General features: G+C 48.3%; 18 protein-coding genes and 1 riboswitch. Of the genes, 14 read left to right on the top strand and 4 right to left on the bottom strand.

Annotated features, from left to right (window positions below):
* Positions 1 to 223: 223 nt before the first annotated feature.
* On the bottom strand, positions 224 to 1012 hold the full coding sequence (gene cobA / locus BWI93_RS19410; protein ID WP_094814342.1) for a uroporphyrinogen-III C-methyltransferase: 789 nt from the start codon (positions 1010 to 1012) through the stop codon (positions 224 to 226).
* 16 nt (positions 1013 to 1028) lie between these two features.
* Positions 1029 to 3119, bottom strand: coding sequence for a HEPN domain-containing protein (locus BWI93_RS19405; protein ID WP_094814340.1), 2091 nt, complete (start codon positions 3117 to 3119; stop codon positions 1029 to 1031).
* Positions 3120 to 3473: 354 nt separating this feature from the next.
* Between BWI93_RS19405 and BWI93_RS19400 the strand changes: the two genes are divergently transcribed.
* The 5 genes from BWI93_RS19400 (at position 3474) to BWI93_RS19375 (ending at position 11341) form a co-directional block, all read left to right on the top strand.
* On the top strand, positions 3474 to 4523 hold the full coding sequence (locus BWI93_RS19400) for a carboxypeptidase regulatory-like domain-containing protein (protein ID WP_094814338.1): 1050 nt from the start codon (positions 3474 to 3476) through the stop codon (positions 4521 to 4523).
* Positions 4520 to 6817, top strand: coding sequence for a TonB-dependent receptor (locus BWI93_RS19395; RefSeq protein WP_094814336.1), 2298 nt, complete (start codon positions 4520 to 4522; stop codon positions 6815 to 6817). Before BWI93_RS19400 ends, BWI93_RS19395 begins: the two co-directional genes overlap by 4 nt.
* A gap of 332 nt (positions 6818 to 7149) precedes the next feature.
* The gene (locus BWI93_RS19390; RefSeq protein ID WP_094814334.1) at positions 7150 to 7899 is read left to right on the top strand and encodes a GLPGLI family protein; all 750 of its coding nucleotides are present in this window, start codon (positions 7150 to 7152) and stop codon (positions 7897 to 7899) included.
* Between the two features lie 6 nt (positions 7900 to 7905).
* Positions 7906 to 10554 (top strand): carboxypeptidase-like regulatory domain-containing protein, encoded by a 2649-nt coding sequence (locus BWI93_RS19385; RefSeq protein ID WP_094814332.1) that lies wholly within the window; start codon positions 7906 to 7908, stop codon positions 10552 to 10554.
* A 481-nt stretch (positions 10555 to 11035) separates the two neighbouring features.
* On the top strand, positions 11036 to 11341 hold the full coding sequence (locus tag BWI93_RS19375) for a hypothetical protein (RefSeq protein ID WP_094814328.1): 306 nt from the start codon (positions 11036 to 11038) through the stop codon (positions 11339 to 11341).
* 15 nt (positions 11342 to 11356) lie between these two features.
* Here the strand turns inward: BWI93_RS19375 and BWI93_RS19370 are convergent, their stop codons facing one another.
* Complete coding sequence (locus tag BWI93_RS19370) at positions 11357 to 12130, bottom strand: RDD family protein (protein ID WP_094814326.1); 774 nt, start codon at positions 12128 to 12130, stop codon at positions 11357 to 11359.
* 133 nt (positions 12131 to 12263) lie between these two features.
* Between BWI93_RS19370 and BWI93_RS19365 the strand changes: the two genes are divergently transcribed.
* The 8 genes from BWI93_RS19365 to BWI93_RS19330 all read left to right on the top strand — a co-directional run bounded on the left by BWI93_RS19365 (position 12264) and on the right by BWI93_RS19330 (position 20553).
* Positions 12264 to 13223 (top strand): stage II sporulation protein M, encoded by a 960-nt coding sequence (locus BWI93_RS19365; protein ID WP_094814324.1) that lies wholly within the window; start codon positions 12264 to 12266, stop codon positions 13221 to 13223.
* Positions 13224 to 13238: 15 nt separating this feature from the next.
* Positions 13239 to 14099 carry a hypothetical protein gene (locus BWI93_RS19360; RefSeq protein ID WP_094814322.1) on the top strand — a complete coding sequence of 287 codons (861 nt, stop codon included), beginning with the start codon at positions 13239 to 13241 and terminating at the stop codon, positions 14097 to 14099.
* On the top strand, positions 14089 to 14817 hold the full coding sequence (locus BWI93_RS19355) for a DUF4129 domain-containing protein (RefSeq protein ID WP_094814320.1): 729 nt from the start codon (positions 14089 to 14091) through the stop codon (positions 14815 to 14817). The genes BWI93_RS19360 and BWI93_RS19355 overlap by 11 nt, the downstream gene beginning before the upstream one ends.
* Positions 14818 to 14917: 100 nt before the next feature.
* The gene (locus BWI93_RS19350) at positions 14918 to 16171 is read left to right on the top strand and encodes a DUF4350 domain-containing protein (protein WP_094814318.1); all 1254 of its coding nucleotides are present in this window, start codon (positions 14918 to 14920) and stop codon (positions 16169 to 16171) included.
* Positions 16172 to 16174: 3 nt separating this feature from the next.
* Positions 16175 to 17869, top strand: a complete 1695-nt coding sequence (locus BWI93_RS27930) for an AAA family ATPase (RefSeq protein ID WP_176454281.1) — start codon at positions 16175 to 16177, stop codon at positions 17867 to 17869.
* A 145-nt stretch (positions 17870 to 18014) separates the two neighbouring features.
* Complete coding sequence (gene thrC / locus BWI93_RS19340) at positions 18015 to 19313, top strand: threonine synthase (RefSeq protein WP_094814316.1); 1299 nt, start codon at positions 18015 to 18017, stop codon at positions 19311 to 19313.
* A 354-nt stretch (positions 19314 to 19667) separates the two neighbouring features.
* Entirely contained in the window at positions 19668 to 20144 is a 477-nt protein-coding gene (locus tag BWI93_RS19335) for a hypothetical protein (RefSeq protein WP_094814314.1), read from the top strand.
* A 46-nt stretch (positions 20145 to 20190) separates the two neighbouring features.
* On the top strand, positions 20191 to 20553 hold the full coding sequence (locus BWI93_RS19330) for a YtxH domain-containing protein (protein ID WP_094814312.1): 363 nt from the start codon (positions 20191 to 20193) through the stop codon (positions 20551 to 20553).
* 93 nt (positions 20554 to 20646) lie between these two features.
* On the opposite strand, the gene BWI93_RS19325 is transcribed toward BWI93_RS19330, so the two are convergent.
* Positions 20647 to 23010, bottom strand: coding sequence for a TonB-dependent receptor (locus BWI93_RS19325; protein WP_094814310.1), 2364 nt, complete (start codon positions 23008 to 23010; stop codon positions 20647 to 20649).
* A gap of 143 nt (positions 23011 to 23153) precedes the next feature.
* Positions 23154 to 23250, bottom strand: a riboswitch (TPP riboswitch).
* Positions 23251 to 23380: 130 nt separating this feature from the next.
* Here BWI93_RS19325 and BWI93_RS19320 point away from each other — a divergent pair.
* A complete protein-coding gene (locus tag BWI93_RS19320) occupies positions 23381 to 23917 on the top strand; it encodes a hypothetical protein (RefSeq protein WP_094814308.1) in 537 nt (178 codons plus the stop codon).
* Positions 23918 to 24047: the final 130 nt, after the last annotated feature.

Below are 24047 nucleotides of genomic sequence, written 5' to 3'. Positions count from 1 at the left end.
GATAACAAGAAGCCCGTACATATAATTCCCTGCTTGAGTCTAAGCCCCTTGTCGTTAAAAAAGTAATGCGATGCACCCAAAGAAGCTTTGAATGCATCGCACGTATAGTGAAGTAACAAATCTAAAGTTTGATCGGGTTTGAGGTTTGAACGTTAAAAGGCTAAACCTTTCAACGCTATGAACGAAAACCCGTACAGGGGTCTTACTCCTTACGTAGGCGGTTTTAACCCCGCGTATCAAAAAATTGACCGTTTTGCAGGAATTCCTGCCAGTCGGTAGACGGTGTTCCCGAGCCGTACCGAACGACTTCGCCCAGTACAATCACCGCTGGATTGGTCAATTTCTGCTCCAAAGCTAACCGGGGCAATTCCTGAGCGGTACCAATGGCGGTTCGTTGTTCGGCTGTTGTACCACTTTGCAGAATGGCTGCGGGTACATCCGCCCGGCCCATCTGAACGCAAAGGTCCGCAATTTCCTGAAGTTTGTTCATGCCCATCAGGACGACAATCGTAGCCGTTGAGCACAGGGCCAGACAGAGGTCGCGGGAAAGCGATCCATCCGTCTTCGTCCCCGTAATGACCCAGAAGCTTTCACTCACGCCACGAGCCGTCATGGGAATACCCGCGTTGCCGGGCACGGCCAGAGCCGAAGACAATCCGGGTACGTAATCCGTTTCGATACCAAACGGGCGGGCATAGGCCAGCTCTTCCTGACCCCGACCAAACACGTACGGATCGCCCCCTTTCAGGCGGACTACATGTCCCGCCGCAAACGCTTTTTCTACAATCAGTTCATTGATCCAGTCCTGCGAATGGCTCTCGCCGGGGCGTTTGCCGACGTAAATTTTCTCCGTTTCAGCCGGGCAGTGTTCCAGTAAGACGGGATCAATCAGGGCGTCATACAAAACCACGTTGGCATTCCGTAGAGCCTTGACTGCTTTCAGCGTAATTAAATCGGGGGCACCCGGTCCTGCTCCGACAACGGTCAGTTTAGGGTTCGTTTTTCTGCTCATGCGTAGTAATCGCGTCTCAGGCTTTAGCCGCAACCGCTTCTTCGCGGAACGCCTTCGCCCGTTGAAGAAAATCCAGGGCCTCTCCCAGAAAACGCTCGGCGAACTCCGGCGAGGGTTCCTGTTGATTAATCTGTAGTACTCGTTCGGTGAAGGTTTGACCTCCAAACGAGAATTCACCGCTTTCCACAAATTGCTTGTCAAATTCTTTAATGACCGCATGTTGCGTACTCACGCTGACGCTCTTGTCCAGTAACAGGGCTTTCGCTCCCGATACAAAAACGCTGTAGCTATAGTAGATCGAATCGGCGTAGCGACCTTCTTTTAAGGCTTGCTCGGCCCAGTCGAATTTCTCTTCGGTTTCGAAAAGCAGCGTAGCGACCAGATCAATAATCACGCTGGCACATTCGCCCACGCCAATCTCCGTAGCAAAAGATTCGGTTTGACCCCAGTCTACAAAATCGCTGTCCACCACCGTCGAGAGATCCGTCAGCGGTTTCAGAATTCCGTAAAAGTATTTTTCACCCTGACGATCGTAGTAATCATTGAAATACTCGCCGTCAGTAGCGTTTTGTTCGTAATCATTCAGAATCCAACGCAGGGCTTGCGGACCGCGTTTGGACGGAATCTTAATGACTTTATCGGCTACCCGACCCGAGCCATCGCCCAGCGTTCCTCCACCTAGCAGAACCTGTAAAGCGGGCAGTACGCGTTTATCCGGAGCTTTCATCGAGCTGCCGTGCAAACCAATCTGGGCCATACTGTGCTGACCGCAGGCGTTCATACAACCCGAGATTTTAATCAAAATATCATTGTTGAAAATCAGGTCGGGAAACTCCTGACCGATGACTTTTTCCAGTTCCAGTGAAATGGACGTCGAATCGGAGATCGCCAGGTTACAGGTATCCGTACCGGGGCAGGCCGTAATGTTGGCCGTACTGTTCGCACCGGGCTGAGCCAACTCGTGAGCCGCCAGAATCTCGTAAACGCGGGGTAAATCTTCGGCTTTTACAAAGCGGAACAACAGTCCCTGGTTGATTGATACCCGAACATCGTTGGCAACGTAAGGCTCGATCTGTCCGATCAGGTTACGGCTGGTTTCGGAACGAATATTGCCCAGCGGTACGCGTACGAATACGCCGTAGTAGCCACTCTGTTTTTGCGGGAATACGTTGGATTTCAGCCATTGGTTGTAGACCTCGTCCGTTCCATACGCCAGTGATGTGGTAGGCGTTTCCAGGACTGCTTCTGCCGGAGCTTCAATCGTATAAGTTTTGGATTTCAGGGCGGTCCATTCTTCCGTAACCAGTCGCTTGAATTCATCGAAACCGATTTTAGCAATCAGGAATTTCAAACGAGCCTTATGACGGCTGTTGCGTTCGCCGTGACGGTCGAAAATGCGTAAAACCGCTTCCACCGTCGGAATAAGCTGATCGACGGGTAAAAATTCGTGGTACAAGTGAGCCAATGCCGGCTGGGCACCCAGGCCGCCGCCCACCAGTACTTTAAAACCCCGTTGCCCATCCTTGATTTTAGGAACGAAGCCTAAATCGTGCATATACGACAGGGCCGTATCGGCGTCGGAGCTGGAGAAGGAAATCTTGAATTTCCGGCCCATCTCCTGACAAATCGGATTTCGCAGGAAATAACGGAAGGTGGCATCCGCGTAAGGTGTAACGTCGAAGGGTTCTTCCGGATCGATACCCGCGGTCGGTGAGGCCGTTACGTTCCGTACGGTATTTCCGCAAGCTTCGCGAAGGGTAATATCATCCTGTTCGAGTTTGGCCCAGAGTTCGGGCGTACGATCCAGGCTAACGAAGTGAATCTGAATATCCTGACGGGTCGTTAGGTGCAGATTCCCCGTGGAATATTCGTCCGAAATATCCGCAATGCGTTTCCACTGGTTAAACGTCATCTTGCCGTAGGGCAATTTGATGCGAACCATCTGAACGCCCTGTTGCCGCTGACCATATACTCCCCGGGCCAGACGCAGGCTTCTAAACTTTTCCTCGTGAATTTTTCCCTCCCGGAAAAGGCGGATTTTTCGCTCTAAATCGACGATATCTTTTTCTACGAGGGGATTCTCCAGTTCGGTACGGAAACTTTGCATGGCTCTGAGAAGTCTTTTATTCTATCGAATAACTAGAATTAGCTTACAAACGTAGGACTCTTACGCGTAACGGCCAAACCCGCGTACGAAAATTTTAGTGCCTTTTACACCCGATTTATTCTGAAAAACAATCGCTTATCCGCCGCCCGTTCAGCGGTGCTTGGGGCGTAAGTAGTCCTTAAAGATAAACTAGCAATAAACGCTTGGCATATCTACTTAATACCCCCGTTCATCGATGAATTTATGAAAAGAGTCCTACCGCCCCCGTTCACCACTAAACTTCCACCACTCCAGGCAATCTATGAGACAATTCTTTACGAGCCTTCTAGCCAGCACCGCCGCGTGCGATAGACAATGAAAACGAACCATTACCTCTCTTTACTGATCGCTACGCTATCATTTTCCCAGGCCTGGGCCCAGGAAGGTGCCATCAGCGGCCGCGTGACGCAACCCACCCAAAAGCCAGTTTCTGAAGCTAAAGTAGTTTTACTCCAGCCCGCCGATAGTACGAAACGACTCACCAGCCAAACTGACACCGCAGGTCGATTTCTGTTTCGTGGACTGGAACAGGGCCCCGCGTACCGTATACGCGTAGCGAAAGCGAATTTTCAGGCTCGTGAAGTGGAAGTAGCTCCGTTACGGGCTCAGGCTGATGTGGGTACCGTAACGCTGTCACCTGTTGCCTCAGCTGCGACGGCCCCCGCCGTCCGCCCTGACACGGTTCGTCCGGCCAACGCTACGTTACCATCCAACACACCCGTACTGCCCGCTGATACGAGTCGCCAAGCAGGGACAGCAACGCCCGCTGTTCGGGATACCTTACCTCCCACGGCACGTCCTGCCACACAACCCGTGCCTACGACTCCACCCACGCAGGCAACGACAGAACCCGGCGTGAATGGAACTGAACTACGGGGACGAGTTACGGATAAAAATGACGGCTCTGTACTTTTCGGCGTGACAGTTCTATTGATCAATGCTAGTGATAGTACCAAACGCAGTGGAACTACTACGGATGCCGAAGGACGTTTTGCCTTCCCGAATCTGAGTCGGGGTAGTTATCGCTTACGTCTTTCAAATATTGGATACAATACCGAACAGATTCAGGTACGGCCCTTCAACAACGTACTTGATTTGGGTACCTTACCGTTGTCTTCCAATTCCAGAAACCTGAAAGAAGTGACGGTGAAAGGCATGCAGGAACGCGTGGAGCAGAAAGCCGATACACTGATTTACAACGCCGATGCGTATAAGGTAACGAAAGATGCCAATGTAGAAGATCTGGTTACGAAAATGCCGGGGATCACGATGGAAAATGGAACCATTAAAGCCCAGGGACAGGATGTGAAACGCGTATTGGTAGACGGTCGGGAATTTTTGGGGATGATGCTTCGCTCGCTTTGAAAAACCTGCCTTCGGAAGTGGTAGATAAAATTCAGGTATTTGACCGTCTGAGCGATCAGGCCCAGTTTACGGGTTTCGACGACGGTAACGCCGAACGTACCATCAACATTACGACGCGTAGTGGGAAGAATAATGGTCAGTTCGGAAAAGTATACGCCGGTTACGGTACTGATAATCGGTACTCGGCTGGAGGAAATATCAACTTCTTCAACGGAGCCCGCCGGATTTCACTCATTGGCCTGAGTAACAACGTGAACCAGCAAAACTTCGCCATGCAGGATTTGATCGGAGCCCTGGGCTCAGGCGGCGGTGGCAACCGGGGTGGTGGTAACTTTGGTGGCAACCGCGGCGGCGGTGGTGGCGGTGGAAATCGTGGTGGCGGCGGCGGTGGCGGATTTGGCGGAAACTCCGCCGGAAACTTTCTGGTAGGTCAGCAGGGCGGTATTACCTCTACAAATGCCATCGGCTTAAACTACACCGATAACTGGAGCAGTAAGGTGAAAGTAACGGGTAGTTACTTTTTCAACAATGCCCGGAACCGGTCCGAAACGACACTAAGTCGTACTTCGTTTGCTACAGGTGGCAACGGTCAGATTTATGATCAGAACAGCCAGTCTAGCAACAATAACAATAACCACCGGGCCAACCTGCGACTGGAGTATCAGATCAGCAAACGAAGTTCGTTGATCTGGACGCCGCGGATTAGCGTTCAAAACAATAACAGCAGCAGTACGGTCGAAGGGGCGACCCGCGAGAGCGAAACCGGAGCCCAGATCAGCCAAACCAGTACCCGCAATACGGCCCAGAGTAACGGTTACAACTTTGGCCAGAACCTGTTGTTCCGCCATCAATTTGCCAAGCCCGGACGAACCATTTCCGTGGGGCTGGGAACGACGTTGAATGCCAATAACCGGAATGGCTTACTAAACTCCGAGAACCGCTATGCCCGCAGAAATGGGGTGGATTCGCTGGCCTTGATCCGACAACAATCGGAAACGGAAACCAACAGTAATACCTGGAATGCGAACGTGAACTATACCGAGCCGCTGTCGAAGATGAGTCAGTTGCAACTGAGCTACAACGGTTCGATCACTAACAGCAAAAGCAACAAGGAAACGTACGATTACAACGAAGCTACGCAGGGATACACATCGCTGAATTCGATTCTGAGCAACCGTTTCGACAATCAGTACTCGACCAACCGGGCTGGACTTTCATACCGCTTACGTAGCCAAAAAGGTTTTCTTTCGGCGGGTGTCGATTATCAGTTAGCGGATTTATCGGGGAATCAATTATTTCCCCGGACGTTCTCGGTGGATAAAACTTTCCAGAACTGGATGCCGAATATGGACGTGAACTACAAATTCACGCAAACGAAAAATCTGCGGTTCAATTACCGAACCTCCACGAATGCTCCTTCCATCACGCAGTTGCAGAACGTGTTTGATAATACTAACCCGCTCTTCATTTCCAGCGGTAACCCGAACCTGAAGCAGGAGTACTCGCATACGCTTTCCTTACGCTACAATAGTACGAATGTGGCCAAGTCGGTGAATTTCTTCGGGGGGATATTCGCCACCTTTACGGCTAATAACATCACCAACGCTACCGTGATCGCCAACCGGGACACGACGCTTACCGAAGGCGTATTACTGACGCGTGGGTCGCAGTACAGTCGTCCGGTGAACTTGCAGGGCTACCGGAATTTGCGGGCGTTTATGAACCTGGGCTTGCCCATTCAGTCAATCAAGAGTAACCTCAATCTGAACGGGGGCGTGAATTACTCCCGTACGCCCGGTTTAATCAACGAAGTAGAAAGCTTCTCGAATAATTTCGCCATCAACGGTGGAGCTGTCCTGAGCAGTAACATCAGCGAAAATCTGGATTTCTCCGTTTCGTATTCAGGGGCGTATAACATCATTCGGTATACGATTCAGCCGCAACAGAACAGTAACTATTTCTCGCATACGGCCCGTTTTCGTTTGAACTGGATTTCAGCTAAGGGCTTCACCATCAACCCGGACGTAGCCAATACGCTGTATACGGGTCTGGGTGCCGGCTACGACCGGAGTTTTACGCTGTTCAATCTGGGCGTAGGGCAGAAGATCCTGAAAGATCAACGCGGTGAAATTCGTCTGACGATTTTCGACTTGCTCAATCAAAACAACAGCATCAGCCGGAATACGACGGAAACGTACGTGGAAGATACCCGCACGCTGGTGTTAAGCCGGTACTTTATGCTAACGTTCACGTATAACCTTCGAAACTTCAGAGGAGCCGTGGCGAAAAAGTAGGTGCTTGAACGAATAATGAATAGCGAAGGCTTTCCCTGCGAGGGGAAAGCCTTTCTTTTTGGTAGAAATACATGTTTCGGCTTTAGTCAGTCCATTTAAACTAGAATGTGATGGAGTATTGAAAAAAGCACACTTCACTGGAAACCTTTCTGAATCGTATCGGAATACAGTAAACTAGTAGTAATTATTCATTTAAATTTTTAAAGAAAATTAGGCATTTTTCGTTATACTAATATGAATTTTTATAGAGGCTAAGTTACATTTTATTACCTCAATTGATATAAGGCCGGATTTCCCCCATACTTAGTTCTGCACCCCTAACTAGCGTACGTATGAAAATGATTTTATGTTTTATCGGTTTGTTGAGCAACGGTTTGTATGCTCAATCTCAGGTAGGCATTATAAACTATCGTCAATTGGAAAATCAGCCTTTAGATCCCGGCTATTCGGGAAATGGAACGCTAATAATTACTAAGACAAGCTCTTTCTATACCGAAAAAAGTTTATTAGCAGATAAAGAAGGCGAAGAGATTAAAGATCAAGTCAACATTTCCACTATATATGGCAAATCTTCCAATAATGAAATAGATCAGTTTTATCTGGATTTTTCAAAACGACAGGTACTGTCTAATGAGCGAATTTTATCTCACTTTTTTCCAGTAAAAGATACCCTGTTAAAACCCCAATGGAAGATAAGTACTGAAAAGCGAAAAATGGGTGGATATGATTGTCTGAAAGCCGTCGGGATGGTGAGAAATCGAACGTATACCGCCTGGTTCACGCCAGCCATACCCGTGAGTGCAGGGCCCTGGAAACTATGGGGATTGCCCGGACTTATTCTGGAAGCCACCTCCACTGATGGAGCCGTGAAGTTTCTCTTTCAATCCCTGCAACTGACACCCAATGGACCGACGCTTAATCCACCTAAATTCCGTAAAAAACCAGTTACCCTTGCTCAGTTTATCGCCTACCGAAAAGAACGCTTACGCCAAACGAAGAAGATGGATTTGGGGAGTAGTTTTAAAGAAGTAGGAGGAGTTACGGAAATCAATACGTTTAGTGTCGAGAATTTTCCCAATTGAATTACCATGCGAATTCTGCTGCTAGTGGGAGGCTTCCTGTGCCTGCTTAGTCACGCTTTCGGTCAAATTCGTATTCATGGAAACGTTTCTTCCACCGCTGGGCTGCCACTGGTGGGCTGTGTAGTTCTTGTATCGAAGGCAGATTCAAGCATTCTCGCGTACACGACTACCGATGAAAAGGGTTGGTATGTACTGGAAATGGACCCGGATACCACGCACGTACTCCTCACTATTAATAACCTGGGTTTTATTAGTCAAAGCCGTTGGGTTTCGGCTGAATCGCAGTCGCTGGATTTTGTGCTGGAAAAGGAGCCCGTTGATTTAAAACCAGTCCTTGTGAAAGGGGAGTTACTGCCCATTCGCGTTTGGGAAGATACTACGATTTTTACGGTGCAGAAATTCGCGGATGGCTCGGAGCGAGTACTGGAAGACGTACTTAAAAAACTTCCGGGTATTCGGGTAGATGAAAATGGAGGGATCTCATTTAAAGGCAAACCCATTGAAAAAATACTGCTCGAAGGCGATGAGTTTTTTTCGAAGAATTACCATCTGCTTTCGAAAAACCTCTCTGCCCAATTACTCGGTACAATAGAGGCGATTGAAAATGCTTCGGATACACCCTTGCTGAAAGGCATTGAACGTTCGGATAAAACCGTGCTCAATGTTAAACTCCGGGAAGATCGCCGCAAAGTAATTTTTGGTACAGCCGATGTAGCTGCTGGTCTGACCCAACGCTACGAAGTCCGAGCCAATGTATTTTCGCTGATTGATCGCCTGAAACTGGGTGTGATTGGAACGGCCAACAATACCGGACGAAACCCCATACCAGAGGTTACCTACGATTTAGGAAAAGAGGAAAATGAATCGTCTCCCGTACAGGATAGTAATCCAGGCCAAGTCCTGATTCAAAAACCCGGTTTCACCGTGCCAGGGGTAGCCGCTGAACGGTTTAATCAAAATCGGGTGGGGTTGGGAGCCGCTAATGTGACCCTGACGATCAGTCCCAAGGTTAAGATGAAAGCGTTTACGTATCGGCTTGGTGATAGAAATCCACAACAAATCATCAACCGATATACGTATGTACTGGAACAGTCCCCGCTAATTATACAGGATACCCAGCAACTCGAAACACGTCCCCGCTTGCAGGTGAGTCAGATGGCTCTGGAATATATGCCTTCAACCACAACCCGCTGGAAGTGGGAGGGCAACTGGCAAACCGAGCGGATCAACTCGGCCTTTGACATTACCTCATCCAATCCAGCGTTTACGGAACAATTGCAGCAGAAAATGTTCTCCCGCCAGGAGGGCATGCAACAGCAACTTGGTTATATTCACCGGTTTCCGGGTAGGCGAGCCCTGACGGTAGATGCCTACTTTCAGCAGCAAAATCGGCCCCAGGAACTACGCATACGCTCCGATCGCTTCAAAGCTCTTTTTCCGGAAAATACGGGGGAAATTACCCAGTCTATTGCCAATCAACGGCAAATCTGGGCCTTACAATCTCGCTGGATGGGAGCCTGGGGTGACAGACGCAAGTATGCCTTCAACGCCAATTTTTCGGATCTACGGGAATCGCTGTCTTCCAGGCTGTTTTCCCAGGCTCAAACTGTTGAAAATGCCGACTACCGAAATGAACTCGCGTATCGTAAGAAACACGGCTCCCTGGAAGCCCAGACAACGTTGCCGTGGGGTAAACTGGAGTTCTTTCTGGGGGCGTCGGTTCACCTCGTACAGCTACAGGCGTCTGGAGAAGAGACCACTTTCCGATACCTCAACCCCATGGCAGGGCTTACGTTTCGCATCAATCAGGACACGAAGCTGGGGGCTTTTTATGGTCGTAATCAGAGCCAGCCTAGCAGTACAAACCTAATGAATGGCTATGTACTGAGCAGCTATCGTTCGTTTCAACGGGGATATGCCGGGTGGAATCGTCTTAAGACCAGCTACTTCGCTTTGAATTTTTCAAATACGGACTGGCTGCATCAGTTTTCAATGCATACTAATTTTACCTATTCTTCCGAAAAATCGCCGTACATCCAGCGAGTAGGCGTGAATGATCGGTTTACGTTTAAGAGCCTGATACCAACCCCCTTTCCAAACGATTCCTACGAACTGGCAACCGACCTGAGTAAATACCTTCCGGCACTCCAGTTGAATACTATCGCCCGACTCATTGCCGGATGGAATTCATACCAAAGTATGATCAATGCCTCTACTCTAAATCGGGGAGCAGTGCGATCACTGCAGGGTAAACTGGTGTTACGAACGGCCTTTGACGGAATGATTAATCTGGAAGCTGGGTACGAAGTTTTGTGGTCAGACGTCCGGGAAACGGGCGTTTCGCTAGGGTATAATCGTTTGTCAAAACCGATCGTTGCGTTGAAGATGAATCCTTCAAAAGTCTGGTTTTTTATTTTAACTTCGGAATGGACTCGTCTGAAGACCGATGCTGTGCAGAACCAATTCTATTTTCTGGATGGACTCGTTCGTTTTCTACCTCCTAATCGGAAATTTTCGCTTGAACTGGTCGGTAAGAATTTACTGAATAGCCCTAATGCCACGTACAGTCAGCTAACCAATTATCTCATTAGTCAGTCCACCTATCACTGGTGCCTCGCTACGTCATGCTACGGGCTGATTTTCAATTTTAAATAGTCTTACTCTAGGCAAATTGGAGTCCCTACCCGAATTTCCGATTGATCAGATGGGAAATAAAGCTTGAAAACCTGTGGAAAGCCAAGTTGTTGATGACGCTCCGCTAAACACCAACAACGGCGGAGAAAAGCTTTATTCAGCACCGCCAGTCCCAAATAGTTGGTAGAAGAATGAGGAGACGTAATAGCTTGCGGGAAATCAAGAGCTTTGACCGATGTCCGAGATTCTGACTTTACTAGTAGAATGTATCTTAAGAATGATAGTCAGGGAATTGCTATGCAATGTGCCCGTAGGTACCCTGCGATGGCTTTTTTTTCGTGTAGGTCTGCGAAGCAATCGGGCGTGGATGGATTTTATAGCGGATGACTTTACGAATGCTATTTTGGCAATAATCCTCTTCGTAGCCTGGATGATTTATATCCTTACGTATCAAAATGGAAACGTTCCTTGAACATCTTTGCAGGAATAATGTCACCGTATCATGTGGAAAACCCTGCCCTCGTATCTGCTCCTGGCAAGTGTATCGCTGCTTTTTGTGTTTGGACTGTTAACGGGTTATGACTTGTACCAATCCTATCAGGACGAAGCGACCTACACCCGGCTATATGCGAATCTCGCCGATTATCGCAATCGAAGTGTATTGATTATTGGTCTGGCTGGAAGCGGACTACTGATCTTCAAATACTGGACCTACGCTCCCAAACGCGTCACGCTACTGGTGTACCTGGCTTTGCTGGTGGCTACGATGATCGTAGTTCTGATGGGTCCGGAACGCCAGCCGATCTAATCTGATTCCGGCTTTCTATACACTTTCCCGTACCGCCAATACGGTATGATCCTGTAAAAGCGTAGTGAGAAAAACCCAATCGTCGAGGTCGGTTTGAATTCCTGTAACGTCTTTTACCCGTTGGGCAGTCATGGCCAGCAGATCGAACGTATGGTGTTGCTGCGTTTTGCGAAGTACCCGGCGAATGGTGTTCAGATCACGGTCGGAAAGTAGTAAAGCCTGCGGAAAAATCACCTGGTACTCAGGATGGTCTTCCTGGGTGAGTTCTTCCAGTCGTACGGGTGGCCGCAATTTTACCACGGCTGTTTTGGCAGCCCGGTCACCTAGCCGTTGACCTTGGTAGATGGCCATGGTAATCAAACCCACCAGTCCCGAAAAAATCCAGATGTCGAGCATTCTAAGTAGCCATCGCAGAAAGTAATCACCCACGCCGGCGGGTGTACCGTTGAGGCGTACGACCCGAAGTCCCAGTACCCGTTTACCTACCGACTGGCCGTTCATAAAGATTTCCGACAGTAAACTATAACTCATGACGGGTAGAGCAATCACCAGCATATAGATGGAGAATAGAACACTCGTATTCTCTACAATGGTGGTCAGATAACTGCTGAAGAGCAAAGAACCCAGAATCAACCACGCTCCCATAATCACGAGATCAATAAGAAAAGCCAGAATTCGGTCGCCAATGCTGGCGGGCAGAAATTCCAGCGTAACATTCTGGGTCGTTTGGATGGATAAATGCGTAGACATGGCTGATTTAGGCAACGGCTGGTTCTCGGGAATGGACAAACAGAAAATTCGTTTTTGGGAAACGGTCCGATGAATCCTTTGGGATTCGCAGCGAATTACGAAAAAGTTTTTGCTATTTTGGCCGATAGCCCGATAGTTTAGTCGCAGTTATCTGGTTTAAGCGGAGAAGCCCATGCGAGAAGCGGTATTTATTAAGAAAAATAAGGAAAAGTGGAAGTATTACGAAGACCATCGGACCAAGAATCCCGATGAATTATCGGAGCAGTTTATTGAACTGACCGACGATCTTTCGTACGCCCGTACGTTCTATCCCGATTCGCCCGTTACCCGCTACCTGAATACGCTGGCAACGCGGTTTCACCAGAAAATCTACGCCAACCGTAAGGAAAAAAGCAATCGTTTCATCCAATTCTGGGCGTACGAGTTACCCTTTCTGTTTTACCAGTCGCATCGAACGCTGCTGTATGCCTTTCTGTTCTTTTTCGCCGCTACGGTGCTGGGTGTTATTTCGACGCTGTACGACGAGAGTTTCGTCCGTCTCATTTTAGGGGATCAGTACGTCAACATGACGCTCGAAAATATTCAACGCGGTGATCCGATGGCGGTGTACAAATCCCAGCAGATGACCGTATCCTTCCTCACCATTACAATCAATAACGTACGCGTGGCTTTTGCGGCTTTCGTATACGGCATTGCCCTTTCCGTAGGAACGGTCTATGTACTGTTTCAAAACGGCGTCATGCTCGGAGCGTTTTTTACGTTTCTGTACCAGCAGGGCGTCATTCGGGCGGCTCTGCTGACGGTCTGGATTCACGGCACGCTCGAAATTTCAGCCATCATTATTGCCGGTTGTGCGGGGTTGACGATTGGGAATAGTATTCTGTTTCCTAAAACCTACTCCCGACTCGAATCTTTCCAGCGGGGAGCTCGTCAGGGGATGAAAATTGCAATTGGCCTGGTTCCCATTTTCATTACGGCGGGATTCCTGGAAGGCTTCGTAACCCGACAGCCGTTGTACCCGGCCGTTAGTATACTCATCATCGCGGCTTCGGCCTTTTTTATTGGCTGGTATTTCGTCTGGTATCCGATCCAGCTGAACCGGAGAGCCACCTTGCGACTTCCCCAATCCTAGCCTAAAAACGTACTTATGCGTACCATTCAACTTCGCGAAGAGCGAAATTTTAGCGAAATCATTAACGTTACCTTCCAGTTTACCTTTCAAAACCTGCGTACACTGGGGCCCATTCTGCTGTATTTCGCGGCTCCTTTTTCGCTGATTTCCGGAATCGCTACGGGCTTATACCAATCGCAGCTTTTCAGTTCGGGATTGGGCCTGGCGGGTGCTTCCCGCTTCAGCAATTTCTTCGGCCCTTCGTACCTGATGAGTATTTTGTTCAGTCTCCTGGCAAGTATTACCATTTCCCTGGTCGTGAGCAGTTATCTGGTACGGTACATGGACAGCGACGAGCCTATCGAGCCCGCCGAGGTCTGGCGAATCGTACTGCGGCATCTACTTCCTACGTTACTTCTGTACGTGATTTACGGGTTCACGTTACTACTGGGCTTTGTCCTGTGTTTTCTACCCGTAGCCTATCCCTATACCACGTTTAGTTTAGGTACGATCAGTCTGGTTCGGGAGGAGCGGCGACCTTCGCAGGCTCTACAACGTTCGCATGAACTGGTAACGATGAGCTGGGGCGACGCCCTGACTACCTTCGGAATACGAATATTGGTGACGTTGGCGGCCAGCTTTTTAGGAGGAATTCTGTCGATTCCCATGTATCTGGTCATGTTTCTGCAAACCTTGAAAGTAGTAGGAGATGACCTGCAGTGGGTAACGATGCTTAGTTCGGTAATAGCCGTAACGGGTACGACCATTCTTTCGGCCCTGGTCGATGTAGCTCTCGGATTTCAGTACTTTTCGCTCGTAGAAAAGAAAGAAGGGATTGGCCTCATGCAGGAAATTGAAGCCATTGGCCAGCAAAATCGCCGTGACGATGCGTATTAAGGGACTCTATTACTGGCTGCTCGCCTGCCTGCTCTGGTTTCCGCTTTCGGGAGCGTACGCTCAGAAGGATGCTACGGGCGTAGGTAAAAAGGTTCTTCCTGCCGAACCTGCCAGACCAACATTACGGCAACCGCTGCCCGAACGCTGGAATGAGACTAAAGAGGCCCGCGAATACCAGTATGGTCACGATGTGGAACCACCCTCGGGTTTGATCGATGAGCTTTGGCAACGGTTTCTAGCCTGGCTTTTCGATTTTCTCTACAGTACCGATACCCGAAAAAGCCGCGAATGGGTACAAATTCTGTTCATTACGGCCGTGGTTGTATTTGTGCTGTATAAGTTCATGGGGATGGACAAAATGGGCCTGTTCCAGCGGAAATCGCAACGATCTACGCTTCCTTATTCCCTGATGCAGGAAGACATTCACGCGATTGATTTTCGGGAAGCGATTGATCAGGCGGTTCATCAGCACAATTACCGACTGGCCGTACGACTCCTGTACCTGCAAACCCTCAAGACGATGGCCGATCGACAGTTGATTTCCTGGCAAATCAATAAAACCAACCGTACGTACGTCTATGAGGTGAATCAGCCCGGCTTACGGCCTACATTCGAACATTTGACTTCGTTGTTTGAATACGTCTGGTACGGCGACTTTCCGGTAACGGAAGAACGGTACCGGGAAATTCAACAGGAGTTTAATGAGTTTAGGGTTTAGTGTTTTCAGTTAGGTAGTTGTACTAACTCCATAGGAACCACATATTGGTAATTTGAGGGGCAAATCTAGGTTCCCTCCGATTTATAACGTTTTTCCGTTCGTGAAGCATTCGAAATTTCTGTTCTTTCTGCTCAGTATCATCGTCCTGTTTGTGGCCGTGGAGTACTTCCGTCCGCGACCCATCGACTGGACGCGGACGTATCGGAATGACCAGAAAATGCCTTTCGCTACCCAAGCCCTTTATGACCTGCTGCCGGGACTGTTTCCGAAACAACCCGTTCGCTCGGTACGCCTGCCTTTTTATAACCTCTGGAAAGAACAGCAACTCGCTCCCCGGAGTACCTACTTATACATCAGCGAAAACTGTACGCTCGAAGACGCCGACGTAAAGGCTTTGTTTGCGTACCTGAAACGCGGAAATGTCGTTTTTCTCTCGGCCAACGGTTTTCCACAGCTTCTGCTGGATTCACTGCATTTGAAAATAGGTACCAATCATCTGGTTGATTTCAACCGGGCGTATCAGGAACAGGCTCAACCGGACGAAGATCAGCAGGCTTTTTACAACCGCTTTCGGCTCGATACCATGGCTCTGAACCTGACGAATCCGGCCTTCAAACAACCCGGTAAGGGCTTTGTCCTGGAAAGAGAAACCGCTGAAAACCATTTCCTTACTACTGAGTCTACACAGAAAGCTACGGTTTTGGGCGTAAACCAGCACGGGCAGTATAATTTCCTGAAATTCAACCTCGGAGCGGGTACGTTGTACCTGCATTCGGCTCCGGAAGTCTTTACCAATTATTACCTCCTGCAACAGGGTGACGCCAATTATGCCTTTCGGGCCCTTTCGTACTTACCCAATTTACCCATTCTGTGGGATGAATATACGGAACAGGGTCGCGAGGGTGAAAAAAGCCTGTTTCGCTTTCTCTTTACCAGTCCAAGCCTAATTTGGGCGTATTACCTGACCCTGGCGGCTTTATTTCTGTTTGTACTCTTTGAAAGTAAACGACGACAACGCGTCATTCCGGTACTGGAGCCGCTACGGAATAGCTCCCTGGAATTCGTCGAAACGGTAGGCCAGTTATACTACCATCAGGCCGATCATAGCGTGATTGCCGAAAAGAAAATTCAGCATTGGCTGACGTACGTACGCCAGCGGTTTGGTCTGAAAACGACGGAGCTGGACGAAGAATTTAAAGAACTACTTACGGCAAAAAGCGGACTCGAACGTTCCGAAATTGACCGATTGCTGGGTAGAATCGGGCAGGTACGATACTTTTCAGGAAATTTGCCCGAAAACCAGCTGGTTGATCTGAGTAACCAGATTGAACAATTTTACCAGCGTACCCAGTAACCCATGACCCAGATTCAGGAAACCATTCGGCGTATTCAGGAGATTGCCCGCTATCTGCAACGGCTGGAATCGGATGATGACGCTCTGTTTGCTGAACTGAATGCCATCGACAAAGCCGTGATTGCTCAGTTGCTGGAAGAGTACAAAGTCGTTGAAAAACAGTTCAAGCCCATTAAACTGCTCCGGTACGAAGTGCTGAATCAGTTGCAGGAAGAACGCCCGCCCCTGCGTGCAGAAGACGTGGATTTTTACCGCGAACGCATCGAACGGAGAGATACCGAATACTTTCAGAAGTACGGATTAAAAGTGGTCGAAGGCCTGGCAAACTCCGAGCCGCGAGATTCCTTCAGCGTATATCGCCGTCAGGGCAAAAGTCTGTACTTCCGGTTGTTGTACCCGATTTTTTACCGAAAACTGCAATCCAATCTTATCAAGCCAGCCCTGCAGGAAATTACTACTGCTATTGCCGAAACGCTGGGCCTGAGTGAATATCGTACGCATACCGTCGATTTCCGGGGGAGCACCAATTTTGGTTCGCTCGTATGCTGGCTGGCTCTGTACCCGGCCCGCTTTCGCTCGCATCAGGAATGCCATCACCTGTTTCTGACCATTACGGCTGATGGATTAAAGGCTGGTTTGTGGTCGGGGCTTACTAATAAGGCTTCCTTTGAAGGCTCCGTCCAGAACGTTCAATCCTACGAAACAGCGGTAGAGTTCTTGAAACGATTGCGTAGCGATTACTACGTATTCAATCAGGAAGGAAAAACGCCTAGGAAATCCACAAAAAAAGCGGTTGTATCGACACCGGCTCCGGTTGTTGCCGAACCCATACCAGCGTATCAGCCCCGGCCTTATACCGCAGCGGATGCTTTGCAGGAGTTGTTTCTCACGGACGAACGCTTTCAGGAAATTCAGGATGCGTTGGTGTACAAGCAAAATTTGATTTTGCAGGGTCCGCCCGGCGTGGGGAAAACCTTCGTAGCCAAACGGCTTGCCTATACATTATTGGGTGCTCGGGACGAAAGCCGTATCGAAACGATTCAGTTTCACCAGTCGTATGCCTACGAAGATTTCATGCAGGGACTACGACCCGATGGAGCGGGTAATTTTTATTTGCGAAACGGTGTATTTTACGAATTCTGTAAGCGAGCTGGGCAGTCTGACCAACCTTTTGTATTCATTATCGACGAAATCAACCGGGGCAACTTAAGCCGAATTTTTGGGGAATTGTTTCAATTGATGGAAAGCGATAAACGAGGCCCCGCTCACGCCATTACGCTGACGTATTCGGAAGAACGCTTTTTCGTACCCGCCAATGTCTATCTGATTGGGACCATGAATACCGCCGACCGCTCATTGGCTCTGGTGGATTACGCCCTGCGGAGACGTTTTGCCTTTATCGAGCTAGCTCCCACATTCAGTACCAAGTTTCAAGCATTACTGGAAAACGAAGGCCTATCCACGGAGTTTATCCACATTTTGGTGAATAAATTGGAGTTTATCAACAAAGTTATCCACAATGACCGCAATCTGGGCAGTGGATATCTCATTGGTCATAGTTACTTCACCCATCCGCAAATGCCCGAAAAAGAATGGTTCTTACGCATCATTCGACTGGAAATTGCTCCGCTGTTGCGAGAGTACTGGTTTGATGAACCGGACCAGGCGGAAGAACAAATTCAGCGGCTACTGGCGTAATTTCACAAAATTCTATTTGGCAGGCCGGGGGGAAACCCCGAATTTTGTCCTCGTTTTATTAAAAACGATTTACTGTTACGCAGGCGGTGGTTTTCAGGCAAGAGGCTGCTGGAAAGACGGAACGGTAAATTGAAAACTTATTCGGATGAAACTATATTCCACCAAGCACCAGAGTCCTGACGTTAGCTTAGAAGAGGCTGTTTTTCGTGGGTTGCCCCCCGATAATGGGTTGTACATGCCCGAATATATTCCGACCCTTCCGCTTTCATTTTTTGAAACGATTCAGGATCTATCGCTACCCGAGATTGCTTTGGAAGTTTCTAAAGCTTTGATTGGCGATGACATTCCCGAAGCCGACCTCAAACGCATCGTCGATCAGGCCATTACGTTCGATGCCCCGGTGGTAGCGGTGGAACCTGATACCTACGTGCTCGAATTATTCCACGGGCCTTCCATGGCCTTCAAGGATTTTGGGGCTCGTTTCATGGCAGCGTTGATGTCCTACTTCCTGGAAAAATCAGCGAAGGAAATTCATATTCTCGTAGCCACATCCGGTGATACGGGTGGTGCGGTTGCTCAGGGCTTTTACCAAACTCCGGGCGTTAAGGTTACGATCTTGTACCCCCGTGGCAAGGTTTCTGACATTCAGGAGAAACAATTGACCACCCTCGGAGCCAACGTTACGGCGTTGGAAGTCGAAGGTACGTTTGACGATTGCCAGCGATTGGTGAAAGAAGCATTTTTGGATGCTGATTTACGGGCGAAATTTAACTTAGCTTCGGCTAACTCGATCAATATCAGTCGTTTGATTCCGCAGGCGTTTTACTATTTCAATGCCTACGCCCGGCTGAAGCACTTAGGTAAGCCCCTCGTATTCAGTGTGCCGAGTGGAAACTTTGGTAACCTGTCGGCGGGAATCATTGCGTATCGGATGGGTCTGCCCGTACGTAAGTTCATTGCGGCGACCAACAGTAATCACGTCGTACCGGAGTACTTGTCAACGGGCATATTCGAGCCGAAACCCTCCCAGGAAACCATTTCAAACGCGATGGATGTGGGCAACCCCAGTAACTTCCCGCGTTTACTGCTCCTGAGCGGCGGTGAATGGGAAACCGCTAAGGATTTGATAACGGGCATCTGGTACGACGACGCACAAACGCAGGATGCCATTCGCCACGCCTATGATTCGACGGCTTATCTGCTCTGTCCGCATACGGCCATTGCGTATCAAGGACTAAAAGATACGGTAGCCGAGCTGGAGGAGGATGTAACGGGTGTATTCTTATCTACGGCTCATTATGCAAAGTTTCTCCCTACGATGGAGGCGACGCTCGGTACTACACTACCCGTTCCTGAACGATTGGCCGAATTGCTCGACAAGCCTAAAGTAGCCATCCCCATGAGCAGCAACTTTGCTGATTTCAAAGCCTATCTATTGGGCTAACGATCAATTACTTTTTCATAAAAAAGGGCCAGACGCATTCCGTTTGGCCCTTTTTTGTTTCATGGTTTTCGGAAACAACGTGTATAGGAATCAACGAAGCTGAATGGCATACGGGGTAATATTGGGAGTTTATTTCCCCAAATTTTGGGTGAAAAGCCGTTTGGTATCGGTTTTTATCGTTTAAAGACATCTGAAATGCCTTCAACACGTTAAGAATACATACCGACCATCAACCAACCTTGAAAAACAAAGTACTTCAACCTGAATAATTGAATTTATAACCAACCTGCGTTACCATCAATTTATACGAGTATCAACCTATCACTTAAAATTATTCCAACCTGCGTTATTGCCATGAAGAAAAGTTTGATTGCCCTCAGTACCGCTTTGGCTTTAGGAATGTTTACCCTGACTTCCTGCGAAGAAAAGCCCAAGAGTGCCGAAGAAACGTTAGCTGATGCTAAACAGGAAGCACGCGAAGAAAAAGCGGATATTAATGAAGATTTACAGGAAGCGAAAAACGATGCGTCTGAAAAGCGTGCGGAAGTAAACGCGGAGTTGAAGGAAGAAGAACGCGAGTTTCTTGCCAAAATGCAAACCCAACGCGATAACATCGATGCTGAATTGAAGCAAATCGACGCGAAGCTGGACAACGCCAAAGGCGAAGAGAAAGCCCGCTGGGAGGCTCGGAAAGATCGGCTCGAAAAGCGAAAAGATAGAATCGACGAAAACATGACCGAACTTAAAGGTGGTCTGAAACGCGATTGGAAAAGCTTTAAGTCGGACGTTGAAAAAACGTTTGACGACATTAAGAAAGATTTGAAAAACTAATTATCAGGCCCTAATTGGGTTCTATAATCACAAAATCTATTCAACCATGGCTAGTAAAAGTCTTTTAGGATTCGCCGCTGCCGGAGCTGTAGGCGTACTAATCGGAATCATCGTTGCTCCTGAAAGTGGCAACAAAAATGTTAAGAAAATCAAACGCTTCGTTAATGATTGGGCTAGCAAAATGCTCGACGAAATCGAAGCTGGTAAAAGCTCTCTGGGTGAATTCGCAGATGAAGCCGAAGAAAAAGCTTACGAACTGAAAGGTAAAGCTCAGTCGAAAGTAGAAGACTTTAAAGACAGTGCTTACGAGTTGAAAGGTGAAGCAGCGGCTAAAGCGGAAAATTTCGCTGACGATGTAAAACAAACCTACTCAGACGTTCAGAGCGAAGCCAAGAGATCATTCTCTTAAGACTTATTTATCCAACCCGAATAGGGGTGCATAAACACCTCATAAAAAACCCGGTAAGATTTCTTACCGGGTTTTTTGTTTATAAATAGTCAGTTAGAATTTAACCCCTACACCCAGCAGAAAGTTAAAACCCGCCTGGGGATAATAGTAATTTTCAGTAGTGAACTGTCCTTCAGAAACATAACTGAAGGTGTAACCATTGGATTCGTAGAGTCGATTGAAAACGTTATTCAGTAATAGGCTCACGTTAATCTCCTTGACAAATTTAGGCTTGATGGTATAAATGGTCCGAATGTCGTTCGTAAAATAAGCATTGAGTTTTCGTCCTTCGTCCTGGGTATTGTCCAGATACTGCTTTCCTACATACTTGGCCAGCCAGCCCAACTCCAGATTTTTGATTGGTTTCCAGAGGAGTTGTCCGCCGAAAATTACATTTGGTGAAAAGGAGATGTCGGTATTACTGGAAATTTGCTCCTGTTGCGTCTCATTATCATAATTGTCGTAGTACGAACGAAACTCCTTGATCTTATTCCGGCTAAAGGTAGCATTGGCGTTCAAGGTTAGCGACTTGGCGATCTGGTAACCACCCTCTACTTCCAGACCCATTCGGTAGCTCTTACCCGCATTGGTACGGGTGGGACTACCCACGTCATTGAGTTTACCCGTTAATACCAGCTGGTCCTTGTAGTTCATGTAATAGCCGTTGACTGTGAAAGCCAGGTTGCCTGCCTGTAAACGGTAACCTGCTTCCCAGTCCTGAAGCTGTTCGGCTCTGGGACGGCTTTGAGCCGTTGATTGCGTAAAATCGTCACGGTTCGGTTCCCGGTTAGCTACGCTGAATGAAGCGTACGCCGAGTGCTGTTCGCTGATCTGGTAATTCAAACCCAGTTTAGGGTTAAAGAAATTCAGATTAGCCTGTTGCTGAACATTCTGCAATTGACTATTGATTCCCAGAAAATCATAGTGAACCCGCCGAATCTGAGCGTCTGCGAAAACGTTCAAGCCTTCCGTCAACTGGTAATAGGCTTTGGCGTACAGGTTGAAGTCTGTTTTGGTCGCATCATCCTCGTAGTACCGGGTACGAATGTTGGAGTTGCTGGCAAACCGAGACCAGATGACTTCACCGAAGTGCTTGCCGGTATAACGATTCCAGCCCCCACCGATATTCACTTTTAGCTTTTTGAATGAATCATAATCAAGCGAGAATACCGTTCCATAAAAATCATTGTCAAGCCACTTCCGTCGAATGATTGTAGTGGTGTCAATCGTGACTCCACCAATGACGACTGGAGCCAAACCGTAATCCTTCAAATTTGCACCAGGTTTGTATTCTTCAAAATAGCCACGCCCTTTCGTATAGTGGAGGTTAAAGTTGAAGGTCCAGTTGCGGGAAAGCTGGTGCGAACTCAGCAACTGGTAATTATCCTGCTGGTAGTTATCGGTCTGGTTGTCGTACGTAAAACCATTATAGGTACGATTGGTCTTTAACAGATATTCCGGCACACCATTCCAGGCCTGGTACGTTTTCTCAATGCCGGAAAAAATGTTCACCCGTACGAAGGATTTCTTGCCAAAATACGCCCCTGACAAGTAGAACGATTTGAGGTTGGACGAGGCCCGATCAATGTACCCATCCGTGGTAAGTCTGGACAGACGGGCGTCTACGGTAAACTTGCCATCAATCAGACCTGTTCCGGCCAATACGTTATTTTTGAGTGTATTGAAAGAACCCACGCTGTGATTCGTTTCAGCATAGGCATCTTTCCGAAATTCATTTGTCTGTACGTTTACGGTTGCCCCAAAAGCTCCGGCTCCATTGGTCGATGTACCCACGCCACGTTGAATCTGAATGCTGGTTGTACTGCTCGCAAAATCGGGCATGTTGACCCAAAACAGCCCCTGACTTTCGGCATCATTATAAGGAATACCATTCAGCGTCACGTTGATCCGGGTAGCATCAGAGCCACGAATCCGAAAGCCGGTATACCCAATGCCCGCTCCGGCCTCACTGGTAGTTACCAAAGAAGGTTGGAAATTAAGAAGCACGGGTAAATCCTGGCCGAGGTTCTGTTTCTGAATTTCCTCGCTACCCACGTTCGTGTACGCCATTCCGGTACGCTGGTTGGCCCGGGTCGCGGACACTACCACTTCATCCGCAGTAAACGAACTACGTACCAGAGCAATACGCAGGGGTTGCGTAGTACTAAGGTCAATACGCTGTTTTTCATAACCTACGTAACTGACTTCAAGCGTCGTAACCTGATCGGGCAGATTGCTTAAGGAGAAGCTCCCATCCGTTTTCGTGGTTACGCCTCTTCGGGTACCCACCGCCTGGACACTGGCTCCGGGCAGGGGCTGACCGTCCGACGCATCTGTTACCGTACCCGAGGCATTTTTCTGAGCAAACGTATACAGCGAAGAGAGTAACAGGAAGAAAAGTAGAAAACCTTTACCCAAAAAAGGAGTTGGTTTTGCTGCGTGAGTAAAGCTTGTATGCATGGTCGTATAGCTACGACAGGCTAAGGGGCTGAAGCCCGTCCGGGTTCAGTACGTAAATGGATAAAAGTATTGATGCTGGGATAATCCGAAGAAATACAGGTTTTCAGACTATCTACGCTTCCCTTCGACGGCATTATCCGTGGCAGGTTCAATGGGTATGATCTCAGCCCGTCAGGTAGGGCACCCCTTTATGCGATCAGTTCGACAAAGGTAGGCTTTTGCGAAGGGTTTTGATATAAAAAACAATTTTTGTCAAAAGAAGGGATGGCAATCCAACCCTTTGAGCTGGAATCGGGTCTTTTGAACGTCCTCCATACCTTTATCTATCATGAAAGTTCTCACCATGTTGGGCTTTATGGTGATGGCCGCTTTTCTAGGCATCACGTTAGCATCCACGCAACAGCAACTACAACCCATTAACACTGTCCTGGGCGATGAAAGCTTTATTGCCACCTATGGCCGTAAACCTGATTTGAGAACGCCGCAGTCGCTTCGTATTGAAACGCATTTAGCGTACGTAGAAGATAAGTTGCGACAAAGCTCTGTAACCCATCTGCCCGCTCATCTCCAACAAAAACGCCAACGGTTGTTAGACCTGTTACAGCAGTACCGGGAGGCGGGTAACTTTCCCCAAAGCGAGCCAAACGTAAGTCAATACAAACCCTGTTTTATGGATAAGAACGGTACTATTTGTGCGGTAGGCTACCTGATCGAGCAGACGGAAGGAAGAGCGATCGCCGAACGTATCAACGCCCGGCATCCGTACGACTATATTCAGGACATGAATATGCCCGAAGTACAGGAATGGATAGAAAGCTCGGGGCTAACTGAAGAGGAATATGAAATGATTCAGACCAGTCATTAGGATCAGATTTAGTAACGGAATAAAAAAAGCCCACTTGTTGAAAGTGGGCTTTTTTAGTATAGACAAATCCAGTGCTTACTTAGCTTGGCCTTGCTGAGGAGTCAGGAGTTGGAAGAACTCATCCAGACGG

Origin of the sequence: Siphonobacter sp. BAB-5385, assembly GCF_002261125.1 — a bacterium.
Lineage (GTDB): Bacteria > Bacteroidota > Bacteroidia > Cytophagales > Spirosomataceae > Siphonobacter.
Note: the sequence above shows the minus strand (reverse complement) of the source record. Positions and strands in the feature narration are given on the sequence as shown.